Here is a 22,360-nt window from a genome sequence, read left to right as displayed (position 1 = left end):
GGTCCGCACCCGCCTGCCGGACGCACCCGCGTGCGTATCTGGCGGAATCGGGCGTACCTGGCGCGAAGTTTCGTGGCGGTACGCCCGATTCCACCAGGCATCGCGCGCCGTAGGGGAAAGAACGGGCGGTCAGGCGGAGACGGACTCGCGCGCCTCGTGCTTCCAGAACCCGGAGAACGTGATGCGGGACTTCGGCAGGCCGGCACGGTGCAGGTGCCGGCGCCCCTCGGTCGCGAGCGTCGACTCCCCCACGACGAACGCGTAGCCGTGGTCGTCGGCCGGCACGTGCCGCTGCAGCTCGGCGAGCGCCGCCCGACCGGGCACGGTGTGCGCGGTCTCCGCGCGGACGATCCACGTCACGGCGACCCCGGCCGGGGCATCGAGTTCACGGACGTCCCCGGCGGTGGGGACCTCCTGGATGATGCGGCCGACGGTGTCACGGGGCAGCGATGCCGCGATGCCGACGACGCCGGGCAGGCCCGTCTCCTCGGCCGCGATGACGACCTCGCTCGTGCCCTCGGGGACGTCGAAGATGCAGCCCTGGTCGAGCATCGCCAGCTCGTCGCCAGGACGGGCGGCGCAGGCCCAGATCGCTGCGCGGCCCTCGGGTTCGCCGTCGGCTCCGGTGTGCACGACGAAGTCGATGTCCATCTCGCGCGACTCGGCGCGGAACTCGGCGACGGTGTAGTTCGCGCAGTGCGGACGGACGTCCTCGGGGATCGCGAGGAACGTCGGCCACCACTTCTTGCCGTCGAGGTCCGGCATCCGGAAGGCGTCCTGGTCGGGGCGCTGGACGAACAGCCGGAACCAGTGGTCGAAGCCGAGGTAGCCGAACTCGGCCAGGTCGTCCCCGGTCACCGTGACGCGCTGCATCGACGGCGTCGTGCGCTCGCTCCGGAGGACACGAGCACGGAAGAGCCGGGGGTTCTCGGGCAGGAGCCGCGGGGTCTTCGCCATGAGGCAAGGCTAACCTAAGATGATCTCCGTGCCAGCCCCCACCCCTGCCCTGGCTTCCGCTCCGGATGCCCGCGCCGTCGACCTGACGGATGCCCTCGGCGTCCACCGAGCCGCTGTCCGTCGTCGTGTTCTCGTGGTCGTCGGCCTGCTCGTCGTGCTCGCCGCGGTGGCGGTCGCGAGCATGTTGCTCGGCAGCAACCGGATCGGTGTCGACCGGGTCCTCGACGGCCTCACCCGAAGCGGCAGCAGCACCGACGAGGCGATCGTCTGGGGCTCACGGATCCCCCGCACGTTCATCGGCGCCGCCGTCGGTGCAGCCCTCGGCATCGCCGGGCTCCTCATGCAGGGCCACACCCGGAACCCGCTCGCCGACCCCGGTCTGTTCGGTGTCTCGTCGGGTGCGGGGCTCGCGGTCGTCATCGGCGTGTACGTCTTCGGCGTGACGAGCACCGGTGCGACCGTCTGGTTCGCCCTCGCCGGGGCCGTCGTCGCGAGCGTCGTCGTGTTCTCCGTGACGATCGCCGGCAGCGGGACGGCGAGCCCCGTCCCGCTGGCCCTCGCCGGAGCCGCGGTGTCGGCACTCCTCGGCGCACTGACGTCCTTCATCGTGCTCACCGACCAGGACTCGCTCGACGCCTACCGACTCTGGGTCGTCGGGTCGCTCGCGGCCCGGCAGCTCGACGTGTTGGGGGCCGTGTGGCCGTTCCTCGTCGCCGGGCTCGTGCTCGCCGTGCTGAACGTTCGGGCGCTCGACGCGCTCGGCCTCGGCACCGAGCTCGCGAAGGGCCTCGGCGAGAACATCGTCGTCGCGCGGCTCGTCGGCCTCGGCGGGATCACGCTCCTCGCCGCCGGGGCGACCGCGGCCGCGGGGCCGATCGGCTTCGTCGGGCTGACCGTCCCGCACGTCGCCCGCGCCCTCGTCGGCACGGGGCACCGCTGGACGCTGCCCGTGTCCGCACTCGTGGGGGCGTCGCTCGTGCTGCTCGCCGACGTGGTGGGCCGGCTCGTCGGCGGGTTCGCCGAGGTCGAGGTCGGCATCGTCCTGGCCGTCATCGGCGGTCCGGTGTTCGTCGCGGTCGCCCGCCGCCGATCGTTGGTGTCGCTGTGAGCGCGGCCCCGACCGAGACGGTCCACGCCGCCCCCGGCCGCCGCGGCGTCGTCGTCGGCCCCGTCGGCCTCGCCTGGCGTCCCCGCGTCTTCTGGTACACGGTCGCCGCACTCGCCACCGCCCTGCTGCTCGTCGTCCTCGGCGTCGCGATCGGCTCGACGTGGATCACCCCCGTGACGGTCGTGCGGTCCCTGCTCGGGCTCGAGACCGGCCCCGACGCCTTCATCGTCGAGAACCTCCGCCTGCCGCGCGTGCTCACCGGCGCCCTCGTCGGCCTGACCCTCGGGGTGGCCGGAGCGCTGACGCAGACCTTCACGCGCAACCCGCTCGGCACCCCGGACATCATCGGCGTGACCTCCGGCGCGAGCGTCGGCGCCGTGGCCGCGATCGTCCTCGGCGGCGGCACCTACTCGGTGTCGGCCATCGTCCTCGGCGGCGGGATCCCGATCGCTGCGACCATCGGTGCGCTGATCGCCGCAGTCGCCGTGTACGGCCTCGGCTGGCGCGGCGGCGTGCAGAGCTACCGACTCGTCCTCGTCGGCATCGGCGTGAGCGCGACGCTCGACGCCGTCACCAGCTACCTGCTCGTCCGCGCGAAGATCACCGCAGCAGCGGCCGCGTCGCAGTGGCTCGTCGGCAGCCTCAGCAGCACGTCGTGGACGACCGTGTGGCCGTTGCTCGTCGTCGCCGCGATCGCGGTCCCCCTCGCCCTGGCGACCAGCGCGGCGCTCGGCATCGGGCAGCTCGGTGACGAGGTCGCGACGGGCGTGGGCCTGGCCGTCCAGCGCCACCGGCTCGTCGTGATCGCGTTGGCGGTCGTCCTCACCGCCGCTGCCGTCGCCGCCGCCGGCCCGGTCGGGTTCGTGGCGTTCGTGGTGCCGCAGATCGGGCTCCGGCTCGCCGGGACGAACCGCCCACCGCTCCTGCTCGCGGGAGCGCTCGGCGCCGTGCTCGTCCTCGCCGCGGACCTGCTGGCCCGTTCGGCGTTCCCGTGGCAGGTGCCCGTCGGCATCGTCACGACCGTCGTCGGCGCCCCGTACCTGATCTGGCTGCTCGTCCGTCACCGCAAGGAGATGTCCCGATGAACCGCACCGTCCACACCGTCCCGGCGGACGACGTCCCCGTCCTCGAGGCCCGCGGCCTGTCCGTCGGCTACGACCGCCACCCGGTGCTCGCCGACCTGGACCTCCGGATCGAACGCGGCACCGTGACGACGTTCCTCGGCGCGAACGGCTGCGGCAAGTCCACCCTGCTCAAGGCGTTCGGCCGGGTGCTCAAGCCGCAGGCTGGCGAGGTCCACCTCGACGGCGTCCCGATCCGCAGCGAGCCGAACCGCGCGGTCGCCCGCAAGCTCGCGATCCTGCCGCAGTCGCCCGTCGCCCCGGCGGGCACGAGCGTGCTCGACCTGGTGATGCGCGGCCGGAACCCGCACCAGTCCTGGGCGAAGCCGTGGACGGCGGACGACGCCGGCGTCGCCGAGCAGGCCATCGCCGCGACCGGGCTCACCGAGGTCGCACACCGTGACGTCGCGAGCCTGTCCGGCGGTCAGCGGCAGCGCGCCTGGATCGCCCTGGTCGTCGCACAGCAGGCGGAGACACTGCTGCTCGACGAACCGACGACGTACCTCGACCTCGCGCACCAGCTCGAGGTGCTCCGGCTCGTCCGCCGCCTCAACCGCGAACAGGGCTCGACGGTCGTGATGGTCCTGCACGACCTGTCCCTCGCCGCGCGCTACTCGGACCGGCTCGTCGTCCTGCACGACGGCGGGGTCGCCGCGGACGGAACCCCGTCGGACGTCCTGACCCCGGAGCTCCTGGAGCGCGCGTTCGGACTGCACGCCCGGGTCGTCGCGGACCCGGTGACCGGCGCACCGATGATCGTGCCGGAGGCCGACGAGCACGAGGTCATCCACGATGTCGAACTGGCGGGCGCAGGCAACTTAGGTTAGCCTCTCCTAACGTGAAGATCCCCCGCCGCGGCTCCCTCCGTGCCGCCCTCGTGACCTCCGTGGCCGTCTCGGCCCTCCTCCTCGCCGGCTGCTCCAGCACCAGCAGCTCGAACGACTCCGCCGGCAGCGGCAGCACCGCTGCGTCCGACGGCGCGTGGTCGTACAAGGACGCCACCGGCGCGACCGTCAAGGTCGACCACACCCCGAAGCGCGTCGTGGTGCTCAACGACATCGCGCTCTCGTTCATCGAGTACGGCCTGAAGCCGGTCGGCACCTTCGGCCAGCTCACGATGGCGAAGGACGCCCGTTTCAAGGGCCTCGACACCGACGGCGTCACGCAGCTCGGCGAGGCCTACGGCGACATCGACCTCGAACAGCTCGCAGCGCTCAAGCCCGACCTCGTCGTGACCTCGGTCTACCCGACCGACGAGAAGGGCACGCTCGACGAGACACAGCCCGGCTACGGCTTCAAGGACATGGAGCAGGAGAAGCAGATCCAGGCGATCGCGCCCGTCGTGCAGGTGAAGTGGGGCGGCAAGGGCGAGGACGTCATCGAGAAGATCGCCGACCTGGCGGAGTCCCTCGGCGCGAAGGAGTCCACGGTCGACAAGGCCGAGAAGCGCTTCGACACCGCGGCCGACGAACTCGAGAAGGTCGCCAAGGACAAGGACCTCTCGGTGGTCTCGATGTACGCCGACGGCGACGGCGCGTACGTCACCCGGCCCACCGACGAGCCGTCGCTGGAGATGTACTCCTCGTTCGGGGTCGACTTCGTGAACCCGAAGCCGAAGGGCTTCTACTGGGGCATCTACTCGTGGGAGAACGCCGGCCAGATCACCGGCGACGTGATCCTGCTGTCGCAGCAGGGCTACCAGGTCCCGGACCTCGAGAAGCAGCCGACCTTCGCGGACAACGCCGCCCTGCAGGCGGGTCAGGTCCACAGCTGGACCTTCCCGGCGCTCGACTACGCGTCGCAGGCCGACTACATGCAGAAGATGGCGGGCTGGCTCGAGGACAGCAAGAAGCTGTCGTAGACGCGACCGACCGACGGACTGGAGGCGCGGTGCCAGCTGGCACCGCCCTCCCTCGCAGGCTCGGTCGGCGCGCCCCGCGCAACGCTTCGCGTCGCCGCTGAGCGGGGCGCGCCAGTCCGTTCCACTGGTCACCTGCAGAGCGTCAGTCGCCTCGCCGGATCCGGGCGAGCACCGCTCGCGCCTGCTCCAGGTGCGTGGCGGGGACCCCCGCTGTCGCCGCCTCGAGCGCGCCGTCGAGCGCCGCGCGCGCCACGGCCAAGGTGCGGGCGCCGTCAGGCGTCACCTCGAGCCGCGAGGACCGGCGGTCCTCCGGGTGCGGGACACGGCGGACGCACCCCTCGCGCTCGAGACGGTCGACGACCTTGCTCGCCGCACCCACCGTGATGACGACGGTCTCCGCGACGTCCTGCACCCGTGCCGTGCCCCCTCGTTCGTCGATCACCCGGAGCGCGGTGACGCTCCCGAGGGACAGCCCACTCGCCGCGGTGACCGCGGTGTCGGCGGCGTTCCACACCGCGATCTGCGTCCGGACGAGCGCATCGAAGAACTCGAGACGGTCCTGAGCACTCACGACCGACCACCCTCGACTCGAACGACGAGCTTGCCGCGCACGGCTCCCGATTCCATGTCACCGTGCGCCCGCACGACGTCCTGCTCCGTGAAGTCGTAGACCCGGCCGATCGGGAACGTCATCGTGCTGTCCGCGACGGCGTCGACCACACGCTGGAGGACCTCGGCCGGCAGGTCCGCCGCGGCACCGGAGTACGCCGTGAGCCGGACGCCGTTCGGGATGACGTCGTTCGGGTAGAAGTCCGGCACGATCCACTCGTCCGAGAGCATCCCGGTGAAGCACACGGTCCCGTGCACGGCGACCGCACGGAGGGTGTCGCGGAGGACCCCGGCACCGACGAGCTCGACCGCACCGTCCACCCCGCCAGGCCGGATCGCGCGGACCTGCGCGGCGACCGCTCCGTCGTCGACGAGCACGTGGTCGACACCTGCCGCACGGAGCACGTCGGCGTGCGCGGCCGATCGCGTGGTCGAGAACACCGTGGCCCCGCGCTCCTTCGCGAGCACCGCGATCGCCAACCCGACCGACGAGGTCCCGCCACGGACGAGGACCGACCCGCCGTCGCGCAGGTCGATCCCGGTGGTGAGCGAGCCGTACGCCGTCTGCACCATCTCCGGCAGGGCACCGAGCACCGCCGGGTCGAGCGTGCTCCTGATCGGGACGACACTCGCCGCCGGGACGCAGGTGTACTCGGCGTACCCGCCGTCGATGGTCCGCCCCATCCCGCCCATCAGCGCGACGACCTGTTGTCCGGGCGCGAACTCCCCGCCAGGCGCGCGGACGACACGGCCCGTCGCCTCGATGCCCGGGATGCGCGGGAACGACCCGAAGGACCCGAGCCCTTGCCGGAAGTGCTGCTCGGAGCGGTTCAGACCGAACGACTCCACCCGGACGAGGACCCACCCCACCGCCGGTTCGGGAACGGGGACGGTCCGCATCCGGAGGGCATCCGGCGCCCCCGGTCCGTCGAGGACGATCGCGCGCATCACATCAGCCATGCGACGAGATTAGCATTCCATGGAAGATACTTCCAGTGACGGTAACCTCGGTCAGCCGACCGGCAGCGCCGCGTTCACCCCCGTCTGCGCCTGCCGCCAGACCGCGGCACGCGTGCCGGCGTAGGTGCCCTCGCCGCTCGAGTAGTGCCGCAGGTTCGTCTTGCCGCCGTCGGTGTTGCCCTGCCAGTAGGCCGTCACCGCACGCTTCGTCCCGCCGACGAGCCAGATCTGATCGGCGGCGTCGGTGGTTCCGGTCTTGCCGAACAGGGTCGCGCCGTCCGGGGTCTGCCCACCGCTCGCGGTGCCGCCACGGAAGGCGCCCTGCATCACCTCGAACGCGGTCGAGGCCACCGTGGCGGAGACGGCCTGCTTGCAGGCCTTCGGCTGCCCGCCGAGCTGCTTGCCGCTCCGGTCCGTCACCTGGTCCACGATCACCGGCGCGCAGTACACCCCGCCGTTCGCGATGCCGGCGTACGCGGCTGCCATCGTGAGCGGGGCGATGCTCGTCGTGCCGAGCACGGCCGCCGGGTTCGCCGGCAGGTCGCCCCCGCGAGCCGGATGGACTCCGAGGCTCGCGGCCACGTCGCGGATGTCGCACAGGTCGAGCTGGGCGGCCATGGACGCGTACGCCGCGTTCACCGACTGCGCCGTGGCAGCACGGACCGTGTACGGGCCGGTCTGGCCCGGTGAGTCGTTCTTCGGGTCCCAGAACGCGGAGATCGTCTGCCCGCACTGCGTCCACGTGCTCTGCGCGTGCCTGGTGCCGTTCACGACTGCGTCCGGGCTCTTCCCGGCGGCGAGCCACGCCAGGAGCGTGAACATCTTGTACGTCGACCCGACCTGGAAGCCGCCGGATCCGCCGTACGCGTGGTCGGTCGCGTAGTTGAGCGACGTCGCGGTCGCGGGAGCCCGGTCGGAGCGGTCGTAGTCCGTGTTCTGGGCCATCGTCAGGACGCGTCCGGTGCCGGCCTCCATCGTGTCGAGGGTCGCGCCGAGGGCGAACCGGGACTCGGACGCCGGGTCGTACCGGTCGAGCAGGTCCTTCTGCTGCCCGTTCAGGTCGAGGTCGAGCGTCGTCTGGATCCGGTAGCCGCCCTTCCGCCAGGCGTCCTGGCGGCGGTCCTCGGTCGGACCGAGCTGCGGCAGCTCCTGCGCCACGCGCACCGCGTAGTCACAGAAGAACTCCGCGCCGCGGACGACCGCCTCGCAGCCCTGCTGCGGCGCGGTGATGCGGACGTACTCGGCCGGCTTCGACGCGAGCGCCTCGGTCAGCTCGGCCCGGGTCAGGTGCCCCTGGTCGTGCATCGAGCGGAGGATGACGTCGCGACGGGCGACGTTGTCGTCGTAGTGCGCCGGCGTCGAGAGGTCGCGGCGTTCGGGCCACTGGACGATCGCGATCAGGGATGCCGCCTCGGCCGGGCTGAGGTCGGTGGCGTCCTTGCCGTAGTAGTGCTGCGCTGCCGACTGCACGCCGTACGTCTGGTCGCCGAAGTAGGCGATGTTGAGGTACGCCGTCAGGATCTCCTGCTTCGAGTACTCCTTCGCGAGCCCGATGGCGAGCTTCATCTCGGCGAGCTTCCGGTCCGCCGTCCGCTTGGTCGCCTCCTTGTAGGCGGCGTCGCGTTCCGCCTCGGTGGGGAGCTCGCTCGCCTGCTGGATCTTGATGTTCCGCACGAGCTGCATCGTCAGCGTCGAGCCGCCCGAACCACCCTTGCCGCCGGCGGCGATGACGCTCACGAGCGACCGGACCATGCTCGTCGCGTCCACCCCGCCGGTCTCGTAGAAGCGCTTGTCCTCGCCGTCGACGGCCGCGTGCTCGAGGGTGTCGCTGATCTGGTCGAGGGTGAGTTCCTGCCGGTTCTGCGCCCACACGTTCGCCAGGTGCACGGGCTGCCCGCCGCGGTACGCCCAGATCTCGTTCCGCTGCGGGAGGTCACCGATCTCGATGTACTCCGGCATCGAGTCGAACACTCCGATCGCCGAGCTCGTCCCCACGCCCGCGACCGCCAGCACCGGCGTCACGCCGACCCCGACCAGCAACCCGGCGAGCACACTGCCACCCACGAAGCCGAACACGGCTCCCCCTGCACGTCTGAACGTCATGGCCGGAGCGTCCCAGCCGTCCTCGGACGACAGCCGGGACTTCTCCGGAGAAGTCCGACATGTCGGCTGGGAATGCCCCGAGGCGGTACGGATCGTTACGAAGGACGAGCCAGGCCGTGCTCGTAGGCGAAGATCACCGCGTGCACCCGGTCACGCAGGCCGAGCTTCGCGAGGACCCGACCGACGTGCGTCTTCACCGTCGACTCGCTGGTGTGAAGCGCCGCCGCGATCTCCTGGTTCGACAGACCGCCCACGATCGCGAGCAGCACGTCCCGCTCCCGGGGCGTCAGCACCGACGCCGCGTCTCCGCCGCCGTCGTCCGGGTCCGGCAGCCGGGTGCCGAACAGCTCGAGCATCCGCTGCGTGACCCGCGGCGACACGACCGCCTCGCCCGACGCCACCGCCCGGACCGCGTCGAGCAACTGCGCGGAGCTGATGTCCTTGAGCAGGAAGCCGCTGGCCCCGGCGCGGAGCCCGCCGAACGCGTACTCGTCGAGGTCGAACGTCGTGAGGACGAGCACCCGGGTGTTCGGCACCTGCTCCACGATCGCCGCCGTCGCCGTGACGCCGTCGACCCGCGGCATCCGGACGTCCATGAGCACGACGTCCGGGTGGTGGGCGCGGGCGAGCTGGACCCCGGCGGCACCGTCCTCGGCCTCCCCCACGACCTCGATGTCGGGCTGTGCTTCGAGCAGCAGCCGGAACCCGGTCCGGATGAGCTGCTGGTCGTCGACGATCGCGACGCGGATCATGCGGTCACCTTCCTGATCGGGATCGAGGCCCGGACCTCCCAGCCGCCGTCGGGGCGGGGACCGGCGTCGACGCTGCCGCCGAGCGCGTGCACCCGTTCACGGATGCCGATGAGCCCTCGACCGGCGCCGATGGGCGCGGCGGGCGCGGACCGGCGCCCGTCGTCGGCGACCAGGACGACGACAGCGTCGGCGGTCGACGTCACGACCGCCGAGACCGCGCGGGCGTCCGGGGCGTACCGGACGGCGTTGGTCAGCGACTCCTGCACGATCCGGTACACGGCGAGTTGCAGGGCGTCGTCGTCCGGCGGGGCACCGACGAGCTCGAGCGTGACGGGGGTGCCGAGCGTCCGGAAGCCGTCGACGAGCTGCGGGAGGTCGCGGATCGCGGGCTGGGGTGCATGGGGAGCCGGCGTGTCCGGCTCGGCCCCGGCGTCGCCTTCGTTCAGCACGCCGAGCATCCGCCGCATGTCGGTCATCGCGCTGCGTCCCACCTCGGCGACGCCGTGCATGGCGGCCGCGGACGGCTCCGTGGACGGGAGCCCGGCGGCGGCCCCCTCGGCCAGTCGGACCATCACCGTCACCGAGTGCGACACGATGTCGTGCATCTCGCGGGCGATCCTCGCGCGTTCCGCCGCGGCGGCGAGCCGGGCCTGCTGGTCCCGTTCCCGAGCGAGCTGGCGTGCGCGTTCGATCAACGCCTCGGTGTAGCGGCGCCGGTCCCCGGTCGTCGTGCCGATCAGGACCGCGATCACGAGGAAGGCGGGCAGTGCCGGTGCGAAGACCTCGCCGAGGCCGCCCGATCCCGGCGCGACGACCCACACCCGCACGGCGGTCGCGGCGGCTCCGAGCACCGACGCGACGGCGATGCTCCACCAGCCGGCCGCCCGGGACCACCAGACGCACGCGGCGAAGGCGGCGAAGAGCATCGGCGAGTACCCGGCCTCGGTCCACGCCATCGCGACGACCGACACGAGGCCGGCCACCACGGTGATCTGCGGCCGGGTCCGGCGGAACGGGATGCCCGACACCGCGATGCCCACGAGGACCAGGACGATGACGGTGTTCGCGAGGGACTCGTCCGCGCGCCACACCCCGCCGATCGCGAACGCGAACTCGGGACCACCCCAGAACAGGATGAGGAGGGCGTCCGCGACGCGCGGGTGCCCGGCCCACAGGCGTCGGATCGGGCCGGGCGGGACGGGCAGCGTGACGTCCCCGGCGTCGTCGAGGGCGTCGGGGAACGTTCTCGCTGGCGTCACGCGTCTCGCTTCTGGGCCAGGACGAGGGCCGTCATCGTCGCGACGGCCACCCACGCCGCCAGCACCGCGAATCCACTCCACCCGCCCAAGGCTAGGACGCCGTCGTGCCAGCCGGACGTGTCCTCGGTGCCGAACTGCATCAGCGGCTGTCCGGCGTTCTGCGGGAGCACGTTGTTCACCGTGCCGAGCCACTTCGCGTTCGTGAAGCCCTGGATGAGCTGCACGATCACCGGGGCGACGAGCATGAGGCCGAGCACACTGGCGATCGCCCCCGCGGTGGACCGCAGGATGATGCCGACGGCGAAGGCGAGCAGGCCGATGAGCGTCAGGTACACGGACGCCCCGAGCAGCGGCATCGCGACGCTGCCGTCGAGGGACGCTTCGACGCCGTTGGCGTTGGCGATCGGCATCGTGATGAACGCGGTGGCCCACACGCTGATCGCACTGGCGACGAAGACGCTCGCGGCCAGGACGACGCCCTTCGCGGCGAGCGCCTCCCACCGCCGGGGCACGGCGGCGAACGTCGACCGGATCATGCCGGTGCCGTACTCGCCGGTGACGACGAGGGCGCCGATCACCGCGACGACGAGGACGGAGATCGTCGCGCCGCTCGTGCTGTACTGCACGAGCGCGTTGCGTGCGGCGTCGCCGGTGAGCGTCTTCCCGTCGGTGTTCGCCAACGAGGCCAGCAAGGCCCCGATGCCGATCGGCAGGAGGATCAGGACGAGGAAGCTCCAGATGGTCGAGCGGAGCGACCGCAGCTTGACCCACTCGGAGTGCAGGACCCCGGAGAACCGAAGGCGGACGTCGTCCTGACGGGCGGTGGTGCGCGGCCGTTCGGCCGTCATGGTGGCGCTCATCGGGCGACCTCCGATCGGTACTCGACCTCGTCGTGCGTCAGCTCGAGGTAGGCCTGTTCGAGACTCGCCGCGGTCGAGGCGAGCTGGTGCAGGACGATGCCGGACGCCGCAGCGGCCTCGCCGATCTGCTCGGCGCCGAGGCCGCGGACGCGCAGGCCGCCGCCGTCCTCGTACGCGATCGCGACGTCCGGGCCGGCGATGGCCGTCATGAGCCGATCCGGTTCGGGCGTGCGCACGGACACCGACCGCTCGGTGGACGAGGCCACGAGGTCGGCGAGGTCCGTGTCGGCCAGCACCCGCCCGCGACCCATCACGACGATGCGGTCCGCCGTCAGCGCCATCTCGCTCATGAGGTGACTGGAGATGAACACGGCGCGCCCCTCGGCCGCCAGGCTCCGGGCGAGCTGTCGCACCCACACGACGCCCTCGGGGTCGAGGCCGTTGACCGGTTCGTCGAGGATCAGGGTCTGCGGGTCGCCGAGCAGTGCCGCCGCGATGCCGAGGCGCTGCCCCATGCCGAGCGAGAACCCGCCGACGCGCTTCTTCGCGACGTTCTCCAGCCCGGTCATCCCGATGACCTCCTCCACCCGCGACTTCGGGATGCGGTGGGTGACGGCGAGGGCGAGCAGGTGGTCGTACGCGCTGCGGCCCTTGTGCACGGCCTTCGCCTCGAGCAGGGCACCCACGCGGCGCAGCGGGTCGCGGAGCTCGCGGTACGGGTGTCCGTCGACCACAGCACTGCCGGACGTCGGGCTGTCCAGGCCCATCACCGCGCGCATCGTGGTGGACTTCCCGGCGCCGTTCGGCCCGAGGAACCCGGTGACGACACCGGGCCGGACGGTGAACGACACGTCGTCGACGGCGGTCTTCTCGCCGTAGCGCTTCGTCAGGTTCTGGATCTCGATCATGCGGCAACGCTACGAATCCGCACCCCTCGCCCACATCGCCGCCAGCGCCGATCTTCGGGCGCCGCACGTGGTACCCCGGTACCACCTGGCCGGGGCGCGGCACGGCCCGGAGGCTGCGCGGATACGCTCGACGGATGGCGGACTCCGGGTGGCACGAGGACGTCCTCGGAGCGCCGTTCGAACGCCTCGAACTCCCGCTGGGCGAGGACTCCGAGGGCCCGGTCGTCGCGACCCTGGTCCGCCGTCGCCGGTCCCCCGCCGACCTCCTGCTGCACGCGCACGGCCCGCTGCACGGTGTCGACGTCCTGTACGTGCACGGCTGGTCGGACTACTTCTTCCAGGTCGAGCTCGCCGATCGCGTCGAACGGCTCGGAGCACGGTTCCACGCCCTCGACCTCCGTAAGTACGGACGCAGTCTCCGGCCGCACCAGACGCCGGGGAACGTCGACGACCTCGCCACGTACGACCAGGACATCGCCGCCGCCCTCGACGCGATCGCCGCCGAGCACCACGGCGACTCCCGTCGGCGGCTGGTGCCGATGGGGCACTCGACCGGCGGGCTCACCCTGTCCCTGTGGGCTGCACGGCACCCGGAGCGGGTCGACGGTCTCATCCTGAACAGCCCGTGGCTCGAGTTCCAAGCGAGCGCGGTCGGCCGGGCACTCGTGGCACCGGTGATCAAGCTCGGAGCGCGGCGGAACCCGCTCGCCCCGCTCCCCGCCGTGGACCCGGGCTTCTACACCCGGACGGTTTCCGCTTCGGGCGAGGGCTCGTGGACCTACGACCAGCAGTGGCGGCCCGACCGGGGCTTCCCGCTGCACCCGGGCTGGCTCGCCGCGGTGTTCGACGGCCAGGCCACCGTCGAGGCCGGCCTCGAGCTCGAGGTCCCGGTGCTCGTGATGCTCAGCGACAAGAGCATGCTGCAGCCCCGGTGGGACGACGGGATGGCCCGGGCCGACGTCGCCCTCAACGTCGACGTCGTCGCGCACCGTGCCCTGTCCCTCGGCAGCGAGGTCACGGTCCGGCGGCTGCACGGCGCAGTGCACGACGTCGTGCTGTCGACCCCCGACGTCCGCGAGCACGCCTACGAGTCGATCGACCGGTGGGCCAGGTCACTGCCGCGCTGACCCGTCGGCCGTTACCCTGAGCGCCATGACCGCATCGTTCAACCACACGATCATCGCGGCGAAGGAGCCCGCGGTGTCCGCGGCGTTCTTCGTCGACCTCCTCGAGGCCGCCGAGGCTCCGTCCTGGGGCCCGTTCACCAACCTGCAGCTCCCCGACGGCGTGCTCCTGCAGTTCGCCGCTCCCCCGATCGACTTCCCGCCGCAGCACTACGCGTTCCTGCTCGACGACGAGCACTTCGACCGCGCCTACGCCCGGATCACCGCCGAGGGCCGCGAGCACTGGGCCGACCCGCAGCGCCAGCGCCCGGGCGAGACGAACACCGAGCACGACGGCCGTGGCGTCTACCTCCTCGACCCGTCGGGCCACTACATCGAGCTGCTCACGAGGCCGTACCTGTGACGGTCACCCTGATCCAGCTCGACCCGACCGGTGCTGACCGTGCGGACCTCGTCGCGTTCCTGACCGGTGAGGAGTTCCCGTTCCACGTCCGGCGCACGATCGCCCGTGCGGACGCCGAGGCCGCGATCGACGCCGGCGCCTACCGCGACGACGAGCACGACACGTACTGGCTGCAGCACGAGGACCACGGACGCATCGGCGTCGTCCGGCTCGAGGACCTCGCCGATCCGGTTCCACTCTTCGACCTGCGCATCGCCGGCCGGTTCCGCGGACACGGCCTCGGCGTGCCGGCGCTCCGGGCGACCACCGACCACGTGTTCCGCGCGATGGGCGACGTCACACGCTTCGAGGGACAGACCCGGGAGGACAACGTCGCGATGCGCCGTGTCTTCGTCCGTGCGGGCTGGGTGAAGGAAGCGCACTACCGCGAAGCGTGGCCGGTCGAGGGCGCCCGTCCCGTCGCGTCGGTCGCGTACGGGATGCTCCGGCGCGACTGGGAATCGGGCGCGGTGACGCCCGTCCCGTGGGACGACGACGTCACCGCGAGCAGCGAGCGGGGTCGCTGAGGCACCGGCCTGGAGGCGCGGGTCGTCTCCGTCACGCGACGAACGTCGACAGGCGCGAACCGCCCGAGGCACCCGACCCGTGAGAGCGTCACTTCAGGCTGATGGGTACTGCGTACGAGGCGGCGCCGTTCCCGGCGGCGTTGACGGCGGTGACCCGCACCATGTTGTTCCCAGAGGGCAGGCCGGTGAGGGTGAGCGGGCTCGACGTTCCGCTCACCGTGTACGAGCCGTACGTGGTGGACAGCACGTAGCTGGTGATCGGCAGTCCGCCGTCACTGGCCGGTGCGGTGAACGCCACTGTCGCGGACCCGGTGCCGTTGGTCGTGCTGGTGATGGTCGGCCGGCCGGGCGTCATCACCGTCACCGGAGCAGTACCGAACCGGACGACGGCGGCCTTGCTGACGTTGCCGGTCGCGTCGACGGCGAACAACGCCACCGTGTACTGCTGCCCCGTGGGAACTGACGGCACCGCCGCTGAGGTCCCGGTGACGGTCAGCGGGGTGCCACTCTGCGGTGTCGCGTTCGCGCCGGAGCCCTGCACGAGCCGGGCGACGACGGACTTCGCGTCCTTCGACGCCGACGCCTTCCACGTGACCTTCCGCGGCGACGTCGCTGAGACCGCGACCGAGGTCGGTGCTGCCGGTGCCGTGACGTCTGCGCGGGCCTGCCACTGGAGGGTGCCGGTCTGCGGGTACTTCTCACCGTTGTCGCAGTACTGGGTGAACGACATGTCCACGGTGTCTGGCAGCCCGGTCACCGGGTCGTTGATGAACTGCTTCACGGTGACGGTGCCGTTCGAGTCGCAACTGCTCGAGTTCACCGTGTCGACGAGGCTGTAGTCACCGCTGACAGTGGTCTTCGTCGTTCCGACCGGAAGGGGCCGGCTGTTCGGACTCGTGAGCCGGATGTTGAGGGCGCTGCCGGAACCGTCGAGACGGTCCGCGTTGAACGTCCACCCGGAGACGCCGGAGACCACGGTCATGGCCGTGTTCGCCGCGGTGACCTTGGTCGTCTTGCCCTGGTCGACGATGCCCTTGCCGGATGAGGTGATCCCGGTCGTTCCGAGGAACGCGGACCCGGTGAGCGGCCCGCTACGAGTCGTTGCTCCGACCTTCATGCTCACCGCAGCAGTGGCAGGACCGGGAGTCTTCGGCGCGAACCCGATTGTGAACGAGCAGGTGGCGCCGGCAGCGAGGGCGGTCTTGCAGGTGCTGCCGCTGACGGAGAACGACGATGCGTTCACCCCGACGACCGCAGGCGTGCCGAGCGTGACAGCCGCGGTACCGGTGTTGTGCACCGTCTCGACCTGCACCGTCTTCGGCAGTCCGATGAACGTCTTCGCGAAGACGACGTTCCGAGCACCGAAGACCACGGATCCGGCGGTGTCCTCCCCGAACCGGAACTCACCGACGCCGGGCACGACGCCGTCGAAGCGGGTGATCGTGCCGTTCGTCGGGTCGGACGCGATGTCGACGATGTCGAACTCGCCGTACATGTACTCCCCGTTGATGGCCAACGTGGGCACTTTCGCACCGTACGGCTGCTGCCCGACGAGGCGGTACACCCCGGTGGTCAACGGCTTGTCGTCCGGTGGGGTCAGGATGAACGACGCGCTACTGGTGCTCGAGACAGTCATCCGGGCGTCGATGCCGCGGGTGGTGTCCGAGAGGTACCGCTGCACGTTCGCCCCGTCAGCGAACTGCGGCGTTCCGCGGTCCGAGTAGTGCGGGGAGAGGATCTGCAGCACCCCTCCGGTCGGCGTGGCTGCTTCGGCCGGTCCGGCACCGATCGTGCCGACGAGCGCAGCGGTGAGAAGCACGGCAGCACCGAGTGCTGCTGAGCGGGCGATGCGCTGCATTGCGTGGTCCGTTCCGTCCCCATGCGCGCCTCGGGTAGGCGGCGCCGCAGACGCTACTCCCGAGCGTCCTCGTTGCGCCGGACGCAGGTGGTTCGGTTGGGATGCGACGGAGGGTGTGCGCAGTGGTGCGGACGGGAGCCTCCCGCCGCACGGCTACGGAGTCAGCGTCACCGATCGGATCCACGCGTGACGATGAACGCGTCGAACAGTGCTCGCTCGGAGGTGTCGGTGGTGGTCGCCTCGAGCGTGATGCCGTCGCGGCCCTTCGGCACGTCGATGGGGATGCGGGTCGTCGCTCCGCAGTGGATGCTCGCGTCGCCGATGAGCGCGTCGTTGTCGTACGAGTAGCCGTACTTGTCGTGGTTCGTCGTGATGTCGTGGATCGCGAGGTGCACCGTCTCCGTGGATCGGCACACGGCGAGGACGTCGTACGGGCCGGCGAGCTCGGTCTCCAATGTGATCTCTGCGCGGGCCTGCTTCGTGTTCTCGTCGTCGACGAGCAGCTGCCCGCCACCGCCGCCGTGATCGCCACCGAGCTGCGATGACATCTGGCTGAGCCAGTCCTGCCCGTAGTCCTTGGGGAGGCCGTTCCCGGTGCCGTGACTGGTGCATCCGGCGAGGAGGAGCGCCGAGCCGATGATCACAACTGCGACGGTCAGTCGGCGGCGAGTGTTCAGCACCTGTTGATCATGCCCGCAGGACAGCGTCGCGGCCACCCCGTCATCGCGGGGTCGTGCTCGCACGGCTATGGGTGATTGCACCCTGTCGAGCTTCGGAAGGGCTCACTCTCGGGAAAGCCCCACGCTCCGGCGTTCGTTAGCCGATGGGTGACCGGTGCGCGGGAGGACGCACCTCTTCCCCGGCTGACACCCCCTGGTTACCGTGGTCACATGGACTGCTTCGCGAGCTGGCGCACGCGCAACTGAAGGGACGGCTCTGGCCGTCGCTCTCCTCCACCCCAACCCTGGGCGTGGAGCCTTCAGACTGCTCACGAAAGAAGCACAACCATGCACATCCGCGACTGCACGCCGCTCGACCTGCCCGCGCTCACCGCTCTCACGATCGAGACTTTCCGACCTCTCCTCGCCGGCTCCCTCGTGCAACTACGGGCGGAGGTCACCGCGCACGACCATGGGCACTGGGAGGACGACTACCGCCACGAAGTTCCCTCCCTGCTCGCTCCCGATGAGGGCCGCTTCATCACACTGGCGGAAGAACACGGCAAACTGCTCGGCTACGTCGGCTGGAACACCACGGGTGCGGCCTCCGGACGACTGGAAATGGTTGCCGTCCGCCCTGACGCTCGACGGCGAGGAGTCGCCCGAGCGCTCTGCTCCGCGGCATTGACGAGGCTCGGAGAGCTTGGGGTCGCCGTGGTGCACATCGGAACGGGCGGCGACGAGTTCCACGCCCCGGCACGAGCGCTCTACGAATCCCTCGGCTTCATCCCGTACCCGACCGTCGACTACGCCCGAGCGCTCTGACAGGAGGCGGGAGGGCCGCGAGTGGCGGCCCTCCCGCGTCGATCGATCAGGTCGCTCCCGATGCGACTCGATAGCCGATCGCGCACCTGAACGCGTCGTAGTCTGAATTGATCTACTGCCGAAGGGACGCAACGATGCGACCACTACTCCTCTCAGGTGGCCCGGCAGTCGGTAATACGACCTGCGCTCGGGCTCTCGCCGGTGCTCAGGAGCGAGCTGCCTACATCGATAGTGACGACATCCGTCAGCTCATCGTCGCCGGGGCCTCCACGCTGTGGTCCGGCCCGGACGGAAGAGCGCAGCACGCGCTCGCGGCCCACAACACTGCCAACCTCGCGCGAAACCTCAGCGGTGCCGGCTTGGCTATCCGTCCTTGCGCGTGAGCTCTGCCGTGACGCTCCAGCCCTGGCCCTTCGCCCAGCTGAGTGTCACCCAGCATCGCTTGAGGCTGCGGTCGTGCGGGTGCAGGATCACGCCGATGATGCTCGGATCGACCCCATCGTCGTAGGTGACCTTCGCTGGCTTCCCAATGACCGACTTGCAGTTTGACCATGCGACATTCGCTTCAGGTCGGTTTGCTTTGCTCACAGCGGTGGCGAACTGGCTCTCATCAGCACTCTTCAGTCCGTCGATGACCGCGTCGCGTGCGTGAACCTGAGACGACTCGGACGGCTCCCCGCCCGCATCTGACGGCGAGTGAGATGCTGCACACCCGACGAGCGCCGAGAGCGAGAACATCGCGATCCCGGCAAGAGACAACGCTCGGACCAACCTGATCGATGCTTCCATATCAGATCCCATAGGGGTTCACCCAGTAAGGGCCGCTCATGTGCGGGTCCAGTCCTGCCCACGTCTGGCCTCTGCCATAAACCGGCTCGTTGGTCTTGTTCTTCGAGTGCTGCGACACGTAGATGTTGCCTGCTGTGACCTTCGTCACGATCGCGGCGTGGTCGATTCCGCTCTTCCCGCCCCCCTTGAAAGCTACGTATGCTATGTATCCCGGCTTCACGCTGCTCCTACCGACGCTCACTGCCCCGTGGCTGAGCTGGAAGTTGTAGTTCTCCGGCTGGTGGCCCCAGGACATCGAGTAGAACGCATTCCGACCGAACGCTCGGTCGATGAACCACCGGTTGGAGTCGTGGGAGATGTGCTGGGTCATCTCGTTGTTTACCATGTTGGCAAACCCGCCCCAGTGCAGTGCTCGAGACACAAAGTTGGTGCAGTCGGGGCTGAACCAGTTGGTGGACTGATCCTCCTTCGAGTACTTCAACGCCCATGCAGCGACGCCGGCGACGTCCACCGTCGGTCCGGTCGCGCCGCGTGCAGCAGTCATCATGGTGCGGGTTCTGGCAACGCCAGCAACAATGCTGCCGCCCGTTGGCCCCTGATAGTCGGTCGTCGACACGGAGCTGAGATCCGGATCCCCACTGGCTGCCCACCCGGCTGCGTCTTCGGCGCTGTCGTCTGAGCTCGTTGTCACCGGCTGCACAAGGGCGTCCTGGTCGGCGTACCCGCGCAGGGTGGGGTTCGTGCCGTCCAGCGTGAAGAGGTAGGCGCCGTCGTCGTCCGATTGCCCGTCCACGTTTTCCGCTGAGCCGCTGCTCGTGTCCACGGTCGTGTACGTCTGTGTGGCGGTTGCGAACAGTGTCACCCCGGTATTAGTGGGGACCGCGAGCAGATCGGTGAGTTTGGTGACGTCGTTCGTGTCCTGCTGATCATTCGCCGACTCGGTGTCGTACTGGTCGAGGTATCCGGTGCTGAGCACGCCGAGCGCCGGGTTCACCACAGCCGCTGCCGAAGCGCCGCTGAGCGCATCGGACGTGCTTGTCTCACTCCCCGAGGCGAGTTTGCTCTCGGCGTCCACGAGGTTCTGGACAGCGGTGGCGTACACAGAGGGCCCGTTGGTGACGGCGACTGGCGTGGCACTGCTGGAGATCGTCGGTTGCCCAGAACCGAAGGGGTTGTTGGCGACCACACTGACTGTGTAGGCATTCCCGTTGGTCAGACCGGTGAACACGGCACGAGGCTTCAACACGGCTTTCTTGGAAACAAGTGTCCCGGCGGAGTTTAGGACGGAGGCCGTGTACGAGCTGACGCCGTCGGTCGCGCCGGTGGTGTCATACCAGCCGGCGCTGGTCGGAGGAGCCCATGCTGCAATCACTCCCCCGTCACCGCTTGTCACCGTCAGCGCACGCGTCGGTCCGGGAACGGAAGCAGGCACGTACGTGATGGAGATTGATGCCGGCGACATTGCCGATGCAGGCCCGTAGTAGTTCTCACCGGTCGCTCCGCTTGCGGTGTTCGACTCCGAGAGCACAGCACCGAAGTTGCCGGCACCATTGCTGTCATACCAATCGTTCACGATGGTGGTGATGTCGTAGCTCGTGGTCGAGGCCGACTCAGGAAACGTCAACGGGCTGTCGGCCGGGGTTGCAGCGATGTCGAGTCCGGTGGTCGCCGCTCCAACATTCTGCGTCGCTTGCGCGACGGAGAGCGTTCCGCTTGAGCAGGCGTTGCCGAAGCATCCATTCGAAGTGAGGTTTAACGACGCCGACGTGATCGTTGCACCCGTCGGAAGTGCACCAAGGTCGGCATGCAGGGCGGTGATGTGGTCGGCGTTCTGTCCGTCCATACCCAGCGCGATAGCGCCGGTAGTGAGGTTGCACGGTGCTCCCCCACAGTCCTGCTGCCCGTCGGGAGCGGTTGCCGTGGTCAGCGCGTCACCGGTGACAGTCATTTTCCGCGTCGCAGGCGCGGCCGTCGAAGAAGGGGTGCCGACAACGAATGTGTGTTTGGCAGACGTGGCCTGCGCCGCGCAGGTGTCGTCTTGGTACGCGTGCACCCACCACGTGTACTTCGCTCCGGACTGGATGTATTCGGCAGGCAGGTGGAAGGTGATGGTCGACCCGTTGTCGACTGTCTCGGTGGCGGTGGGCGAGCCGTCGACAGCCTTCCCCGCCGAGTCGACTACGAAGATTTGGCCGTTCACCCGTCCGGCAAGCGAATTGGTCAGCACCGCTGAGAGCACCGGGTCGCCTTCGGAGGCACCGACTGTCGGCGTCGTAGTGTCCGCTGCTTCCCCGAGGATCGAGTCGGTGTCATTCGCGCACATCGTCGAAGCGCCACCGGCATACCAGCCCTCGATGTCGACGACGAAATCGACGGAAGCTGTTCCGAGGTTGTGGATCTCGATTGCGCCGTCCAGCCCGACCGGGACAGTGTTGGTGTTCGAGCGGATCGAGTTCGGGGCGTACTCGACGTCCGAGATGTTCGGTTCCGCTGTCCCGTCAGCCCAGGCGCGGGCGAAGCCAGCGGTGTCGGTCGAACCGTGAATGGCGATGAGGTCGACGACGACGGACGACAAACCATCCGCGGTGCTCGGTACCCCGTGGGTGCCGCCCAACGGGACGGTGATCGTCTTACCGGTCGGGACGGAGACATGCGGCTTCACCCGGGTGTCGTAGGCGCGCCCGGAGCCCGGGGTGAACGACCCGGCAGTTGACGATCCTGGGATGAAGTAGCCCTCGATGTCGATGTTGACTGCGATGGCGGTTCCGTTTCGGTTCCACACCTCGAGCTTGCCGTCGGCGCTCAACTGCACGTGCGCGCTGATCGCAGTTGCCACGTTCGCCACACCCGGGTAGCTCAGCGAAGTCGTCGGGACACTTGGCCCCGCGGGGCCGGGCGCGATGTAACCCTGATCCGTCCCCTTGTTCTTCACCACGAAGTCCGCAACCACGGCAGTGGCGTTAGAGGGTATGCCGTTCAGGCCGGTGATCTGCACGGTGTAGTTGCCGTTCGCCGCGATGGCTTGATCGCCGGCGTACCGCTTCCCTGCAATCGGTACGTACCCACCGGCGGCCGACGAGTCAGTGGAGTAGTACCCCTCGACGTCGGCCACGAGCTGGGTGGACGCGTTGGTCTCCACCTGGATCGTGCCGTCACTGTTCACGGCAACGTCCGCTTGGTTTGACGTGGTTCCCAGGTCCCCGCCGTCGAAGGTGCCGACAAGGGTCGCGGCAGTGTTGGCGTTGGGGCGCACGGACACTTGCCCCAGGCCGCTTGGGCTGGCTTCGGTCAGGTTCAGCGCCACAGCAGTCACCGAAGACGACGACGGCACTCCTGCCTTCCCGGTCACCTGCACGGTTCGCCACGTGTTCGCCGGCATGGCGGTCTTGTAGCCGCCCGTGCCGTTCCGGGTGTCCAGGATCCGCCCCGTCGACGCGATGAACTGAGCTCCCGAAGCCGTGTCGGCAGCAGCCAGCTCCCCCGGCGCGGTAAGAACAGCCCCCATCAGCGCCGCCACAACGGTAGCGGCGACGATTACAAGACGAGTCGGCGTAAATAGTCGGCTCAGACGCACCAGAATTCCCCTCGCTCCGCCACGTCCCTCACGACGGATCACGCCAAGCAAAGCGTATGAGCGG

General features: G+C 69.8%; 20 protein-coding genes. 8 read left to right on the top strand and 12 right to left on the bottom strand.

Going from position 1 to position 22,360, the window contains the following annotated elements:
* Positions 1-129: 129 nt before the first annotated feature.
* Positions 130-957 carry a siderophore-interacting protein gene (locus ABIC61_RS00515; RefSeq protein WP_354028398.1) on the bottom strand — a complete coding sequence of 276 codons (828 nt, stop codon included), beginning with the start codon at positions 955-957 and terminating at the stop codon, positions 130-132.
* 28 nt (positions 958-985) lie between these two features.
* Here ABIC61_RS00515 and ABIC61_RS00510 point away from each other — a divergent pair, with 28 nt between their 5' ends.
* Genes ABIC61_RS00510 through ABIC61_RS00495 form a run of 4 tightly spaced genes read left to right on the top strand, consistent with a single transcriptional unit; the run spans position 986 to position 5,047 of the window.
* Positions 986-2,065 (top strand): FecCD family ABC transporter permease, encoded by a 1,080-nt coding sequence (locus ABIC61_RS00510; RefSeq protein WP_354028397.1) that lies wholly within the window; start codon positions 986-988, stop codon positions 2,063-2,065.
* Positions 2,062-3,150 carry a FecCD family ABC transporter permease gene (locus ABIC61_RS00505; protein ID WP_354028396.1) on the top strand — a complete coding sequence of 363 codons (1,089 nt, stop codon included), beginning with the start codon at positions 2,062-2,064 and terminating at the stop codon, positions 3,148-3,150. Before ABIC61_RS00510 ends, ABIC61_RS00505 begins: the two co-directional genes overlap by 4 nt.
* A complete protein-coding gene (locus ABIC61_RS00500; protein WP_354028395.1) occupies positions 3,147-4,013 on the top strand; it encodes an ABC transporter ATP-binding protein in 867 nt (288 codons plus the stop codon). Before ABIC61_RS00505 ends, ABIC61_RS00500 begins: the two co-directional genes overlap by 4 nt.
* Before the next feature lie 11 nt (positions 4,014-4,024).
* On the top strand, positions 4,025-5,047 hold the full coding sequence (locus ABIC61_RS00495) for an ABC transporter substrate-binding protein (protein WP_354028394.1): 1,023 nt from the start codon (positions 4,025-4,027) through the stop codon (positions 5,045-5,047).
* Between the two features lie 142 nt (positions 5,048-5,189).
* On the opposite strand, the gene ABIC61_RS00490 is transcribed toward ABIC61_RS00495, so the two are convergent.
* The 7 genes from ABIC61_RS00490 to ABIC61_RS00460 all read right to left on the bottom strand — a co-directional run bounded on the left by ABIC61_RS00490 (position 5,190) and on the right by ABIC61_RS00460 (position 12,498).
* The gene (locus ABIC61_RS00490; RefSeq protein WP_354028393.1) at positions 5,190-5,618 is read right to left on the bottom strand and encodes a MarR family winged helix-turn-helix transcriptional regulator; all 429 of its coding nucleotides are present in this window, start codon (positions 5,616-5,618) and stop codon (positions 5,190-5,192) included.
* On the bottom strand, positions 5,615-6,616 hold the full coding sequence (locus ABIC61_RS00485; protein WP_354028392.1) for a zinc-binding dehydrogenase: 1,002 nt from the start codon (positions 6,614-6,616) through the stop codon (positions 5,615-5,617). Before ABIC61_RS00485 ends, ABIC61_RS00490 begins: the two co-directional genes overlap by 4 nt.
* 51 nt (positions 6,617-6,667) lie before the next feature.
* Positions 6,668-8,719 carry a transglycosylase domain-containing protein gene (locus ABIC61_RS00480; protein WP_354028391.1) on the bottom strand — a complete coding sequence of 684 codons (2,052 nt, stop codon included), beginning with the start codon at positions 8,717-8,719 and terminating at the stop codon, positions 6,668-6,670.
* 95 nt (positions 8,720-8,814) lie between these two features.
* Positions 8,815-9,471 carry a response regulator gene (locus ABIC61_RS00475; protein ID WP_354028390.1) on the bottom strand — a complete coding sequence of 219 codons (657 nt, stop codon included), beginning with the start codon at positions 9,469-9,471 and terminating at the stop codon, positions 8,815-8,817.
* A complete protein-coding gene (locus ABIC61_RS00470; RefSeq protein ID WP_354028389.1) occupies positions 9,468-10,730 on the bottom strand; it encodes a sensor histidine kinase in 1,263 nt (420 codons plus the stop codon). The genes ABIC61_RS00475 and ABIC61_RS00470 overlap by 4 nt, the downstream gene beginning before the upstream one ends.
* On the bottom strand, positions 10,727-11,590 hold the full coding sequence (locus ABIC61_RS00465) for an ABC transporter permease subunit (protein WP_354028388.1): 864 nt from the start codon (positions 11,588-11,590) through the stop codon (positions 10,727-10,729). Before ABIC61_RS00465 ends, ABIC61_RS00470 begins: the two co-directional genes overlap by 4 nt.
* A complete protein-coding gene (locus ABIC61_RS00460; RefSeq protein WP_144751446.1) occupies positions 11,587-12,498 on the bottom strand; it encodes an ABC transporter ATP-binding protein in 912 nt (303 codons plus the stop codon). The genes ABIC61_RS00465 and ABIC61_RS00460 overlap by 4 nt, the downstream gene beginning before the upstream one ends.
* A gap of 134 nt (positions 12,499-12,632) precedes the next feature.
* On the opposite strand from ABIC61_RS00460, the gene ABIC61_RS00455 reads away from it, so the two are divergent.
* Genes ABIC61_RS00455 through ABIC61_RS00445 form a run of 3 tightly spaced genes read left to right on the top strand, consistent with a single transcriptional unit; the run spans position 12,633 to position 14,591 of the window.
* Entirely contained in the window at positions 12,633-13,625 is a 993-nt protein-coding gene (locus tag ABIC61_RS00455) for an alpha/beta fold hydrolase (protein WP_354028387.1), read from the top strand.
* A gap of 25 nt (positions 13,626-13,650) precedes the next feature.
* Positions 13,651-14,025, top strand: a complete 375-nt coding sequence (locus ABIC61_RS00450) for a VOC family protein (RefSeq protein WP_079236812.1) — start codon at positions 13,651-13,653, stop codon at positions 14,023-14,025.
* Positions 14,022-14,591, top strand: coding sequence for a GNAT family N-acetyltransferase (locus tag ABIC61_RS00445; RefSeq protein ID WP_354028386.1), 570 nt, complete (start codon positions 14,022-14,024; stop codon positions 14,589-14,591). The genes ABIC61_RS00450 and ABIC61_RS00445 overlap by 4 nt, the downstream gene beginning before the upstream one ends.
* A gap of 88 nt (positions 14,592-14,679) precedes the next feature.
* Here the strand turns inward: ABIC61_RS00445 and ABIC61_RS00440 are convergent, their stop codons facing one another.
* Both ABIC61_RS00440 and ABIC61_RS00435 read right to left on the bottom strand, forming a co-directional pair.
* Positions 14,680-16,449, bottom strand: coding sequence for a hypothetical protein (locus ABIC61_RS00440; RefSeq protein WP_354028385.1), 1,770 nt, complete (start codon positions 16,447-16,449; stop codon positions 14,680-14,682).
* Between the two features lie 167 nt (positions 16,450-16,616).
* Entirely contained in the window at positions 16,617-17,129 is a 513-nt protein-coding gene (locus tag ABIC61_RS00435; protein ID WP_354028384.1) for a hypothetical protein, read from the bottom strand.
* 327 nt (positions 17,130-17,456) lie between these two features.
* Between ABIC61_RS00435 and ABIC61_RS00430 the strand changes: the two genes are divergently transcribed.
* Entirely contained in the window at positions 17,457-17,933 is a 477-nt protein-coding gene (locus ABIC61_RS00430) for a GNAT family N-acetyltransferase (protein WP_354028383.1), read from the top strand.
* 363 nt (positions 17,934-18,296) lie between these two features.
* Here ABIC61_RS00430 and ABIC61_RS00425 read toward each other — a convergent pair whose 3' ends face one another.
* On the bottom strand, positions 18,297-18,722 hold the full coding sequence (locus tag ABIC61_RS00425) for a hypothetical protein (RefSeq protein ID WP_354028382.1): 426 nt from the start codon (positions 18,720-18,722) through the stop codon (positions 18,297-18,299).
* Position 18,723: 1 nt separating this feature from the next.
* Positions 18,724-22,338, bottom strand: a complete 3,615-nt coding sequence (locus tag ABIC61_RS00420; RefSeq protein ID WP_354028381.1) for an amidase domain-containing protein — start codon at positions 22,336-22,338, stop codon at positions 18,724-18,726.
* Positions 22,339-22,360 lie beyond the last annotated feature (22 nt).

The sequence above is a fragment of the Curtobacterium sp. 1544 genome (assembly GCF_040544915.1).
Taxonomy (GTDB): domain Bacteria; phylum Actinomycetota; class Actinomycetes; order Actinomycetales; family Microbacteriaceae; genus Curtobacterium; species Curtobacterium pusillum_C.
This window is presented reverse-complemented; position numbering and strand designations above follow the sequence as displayed.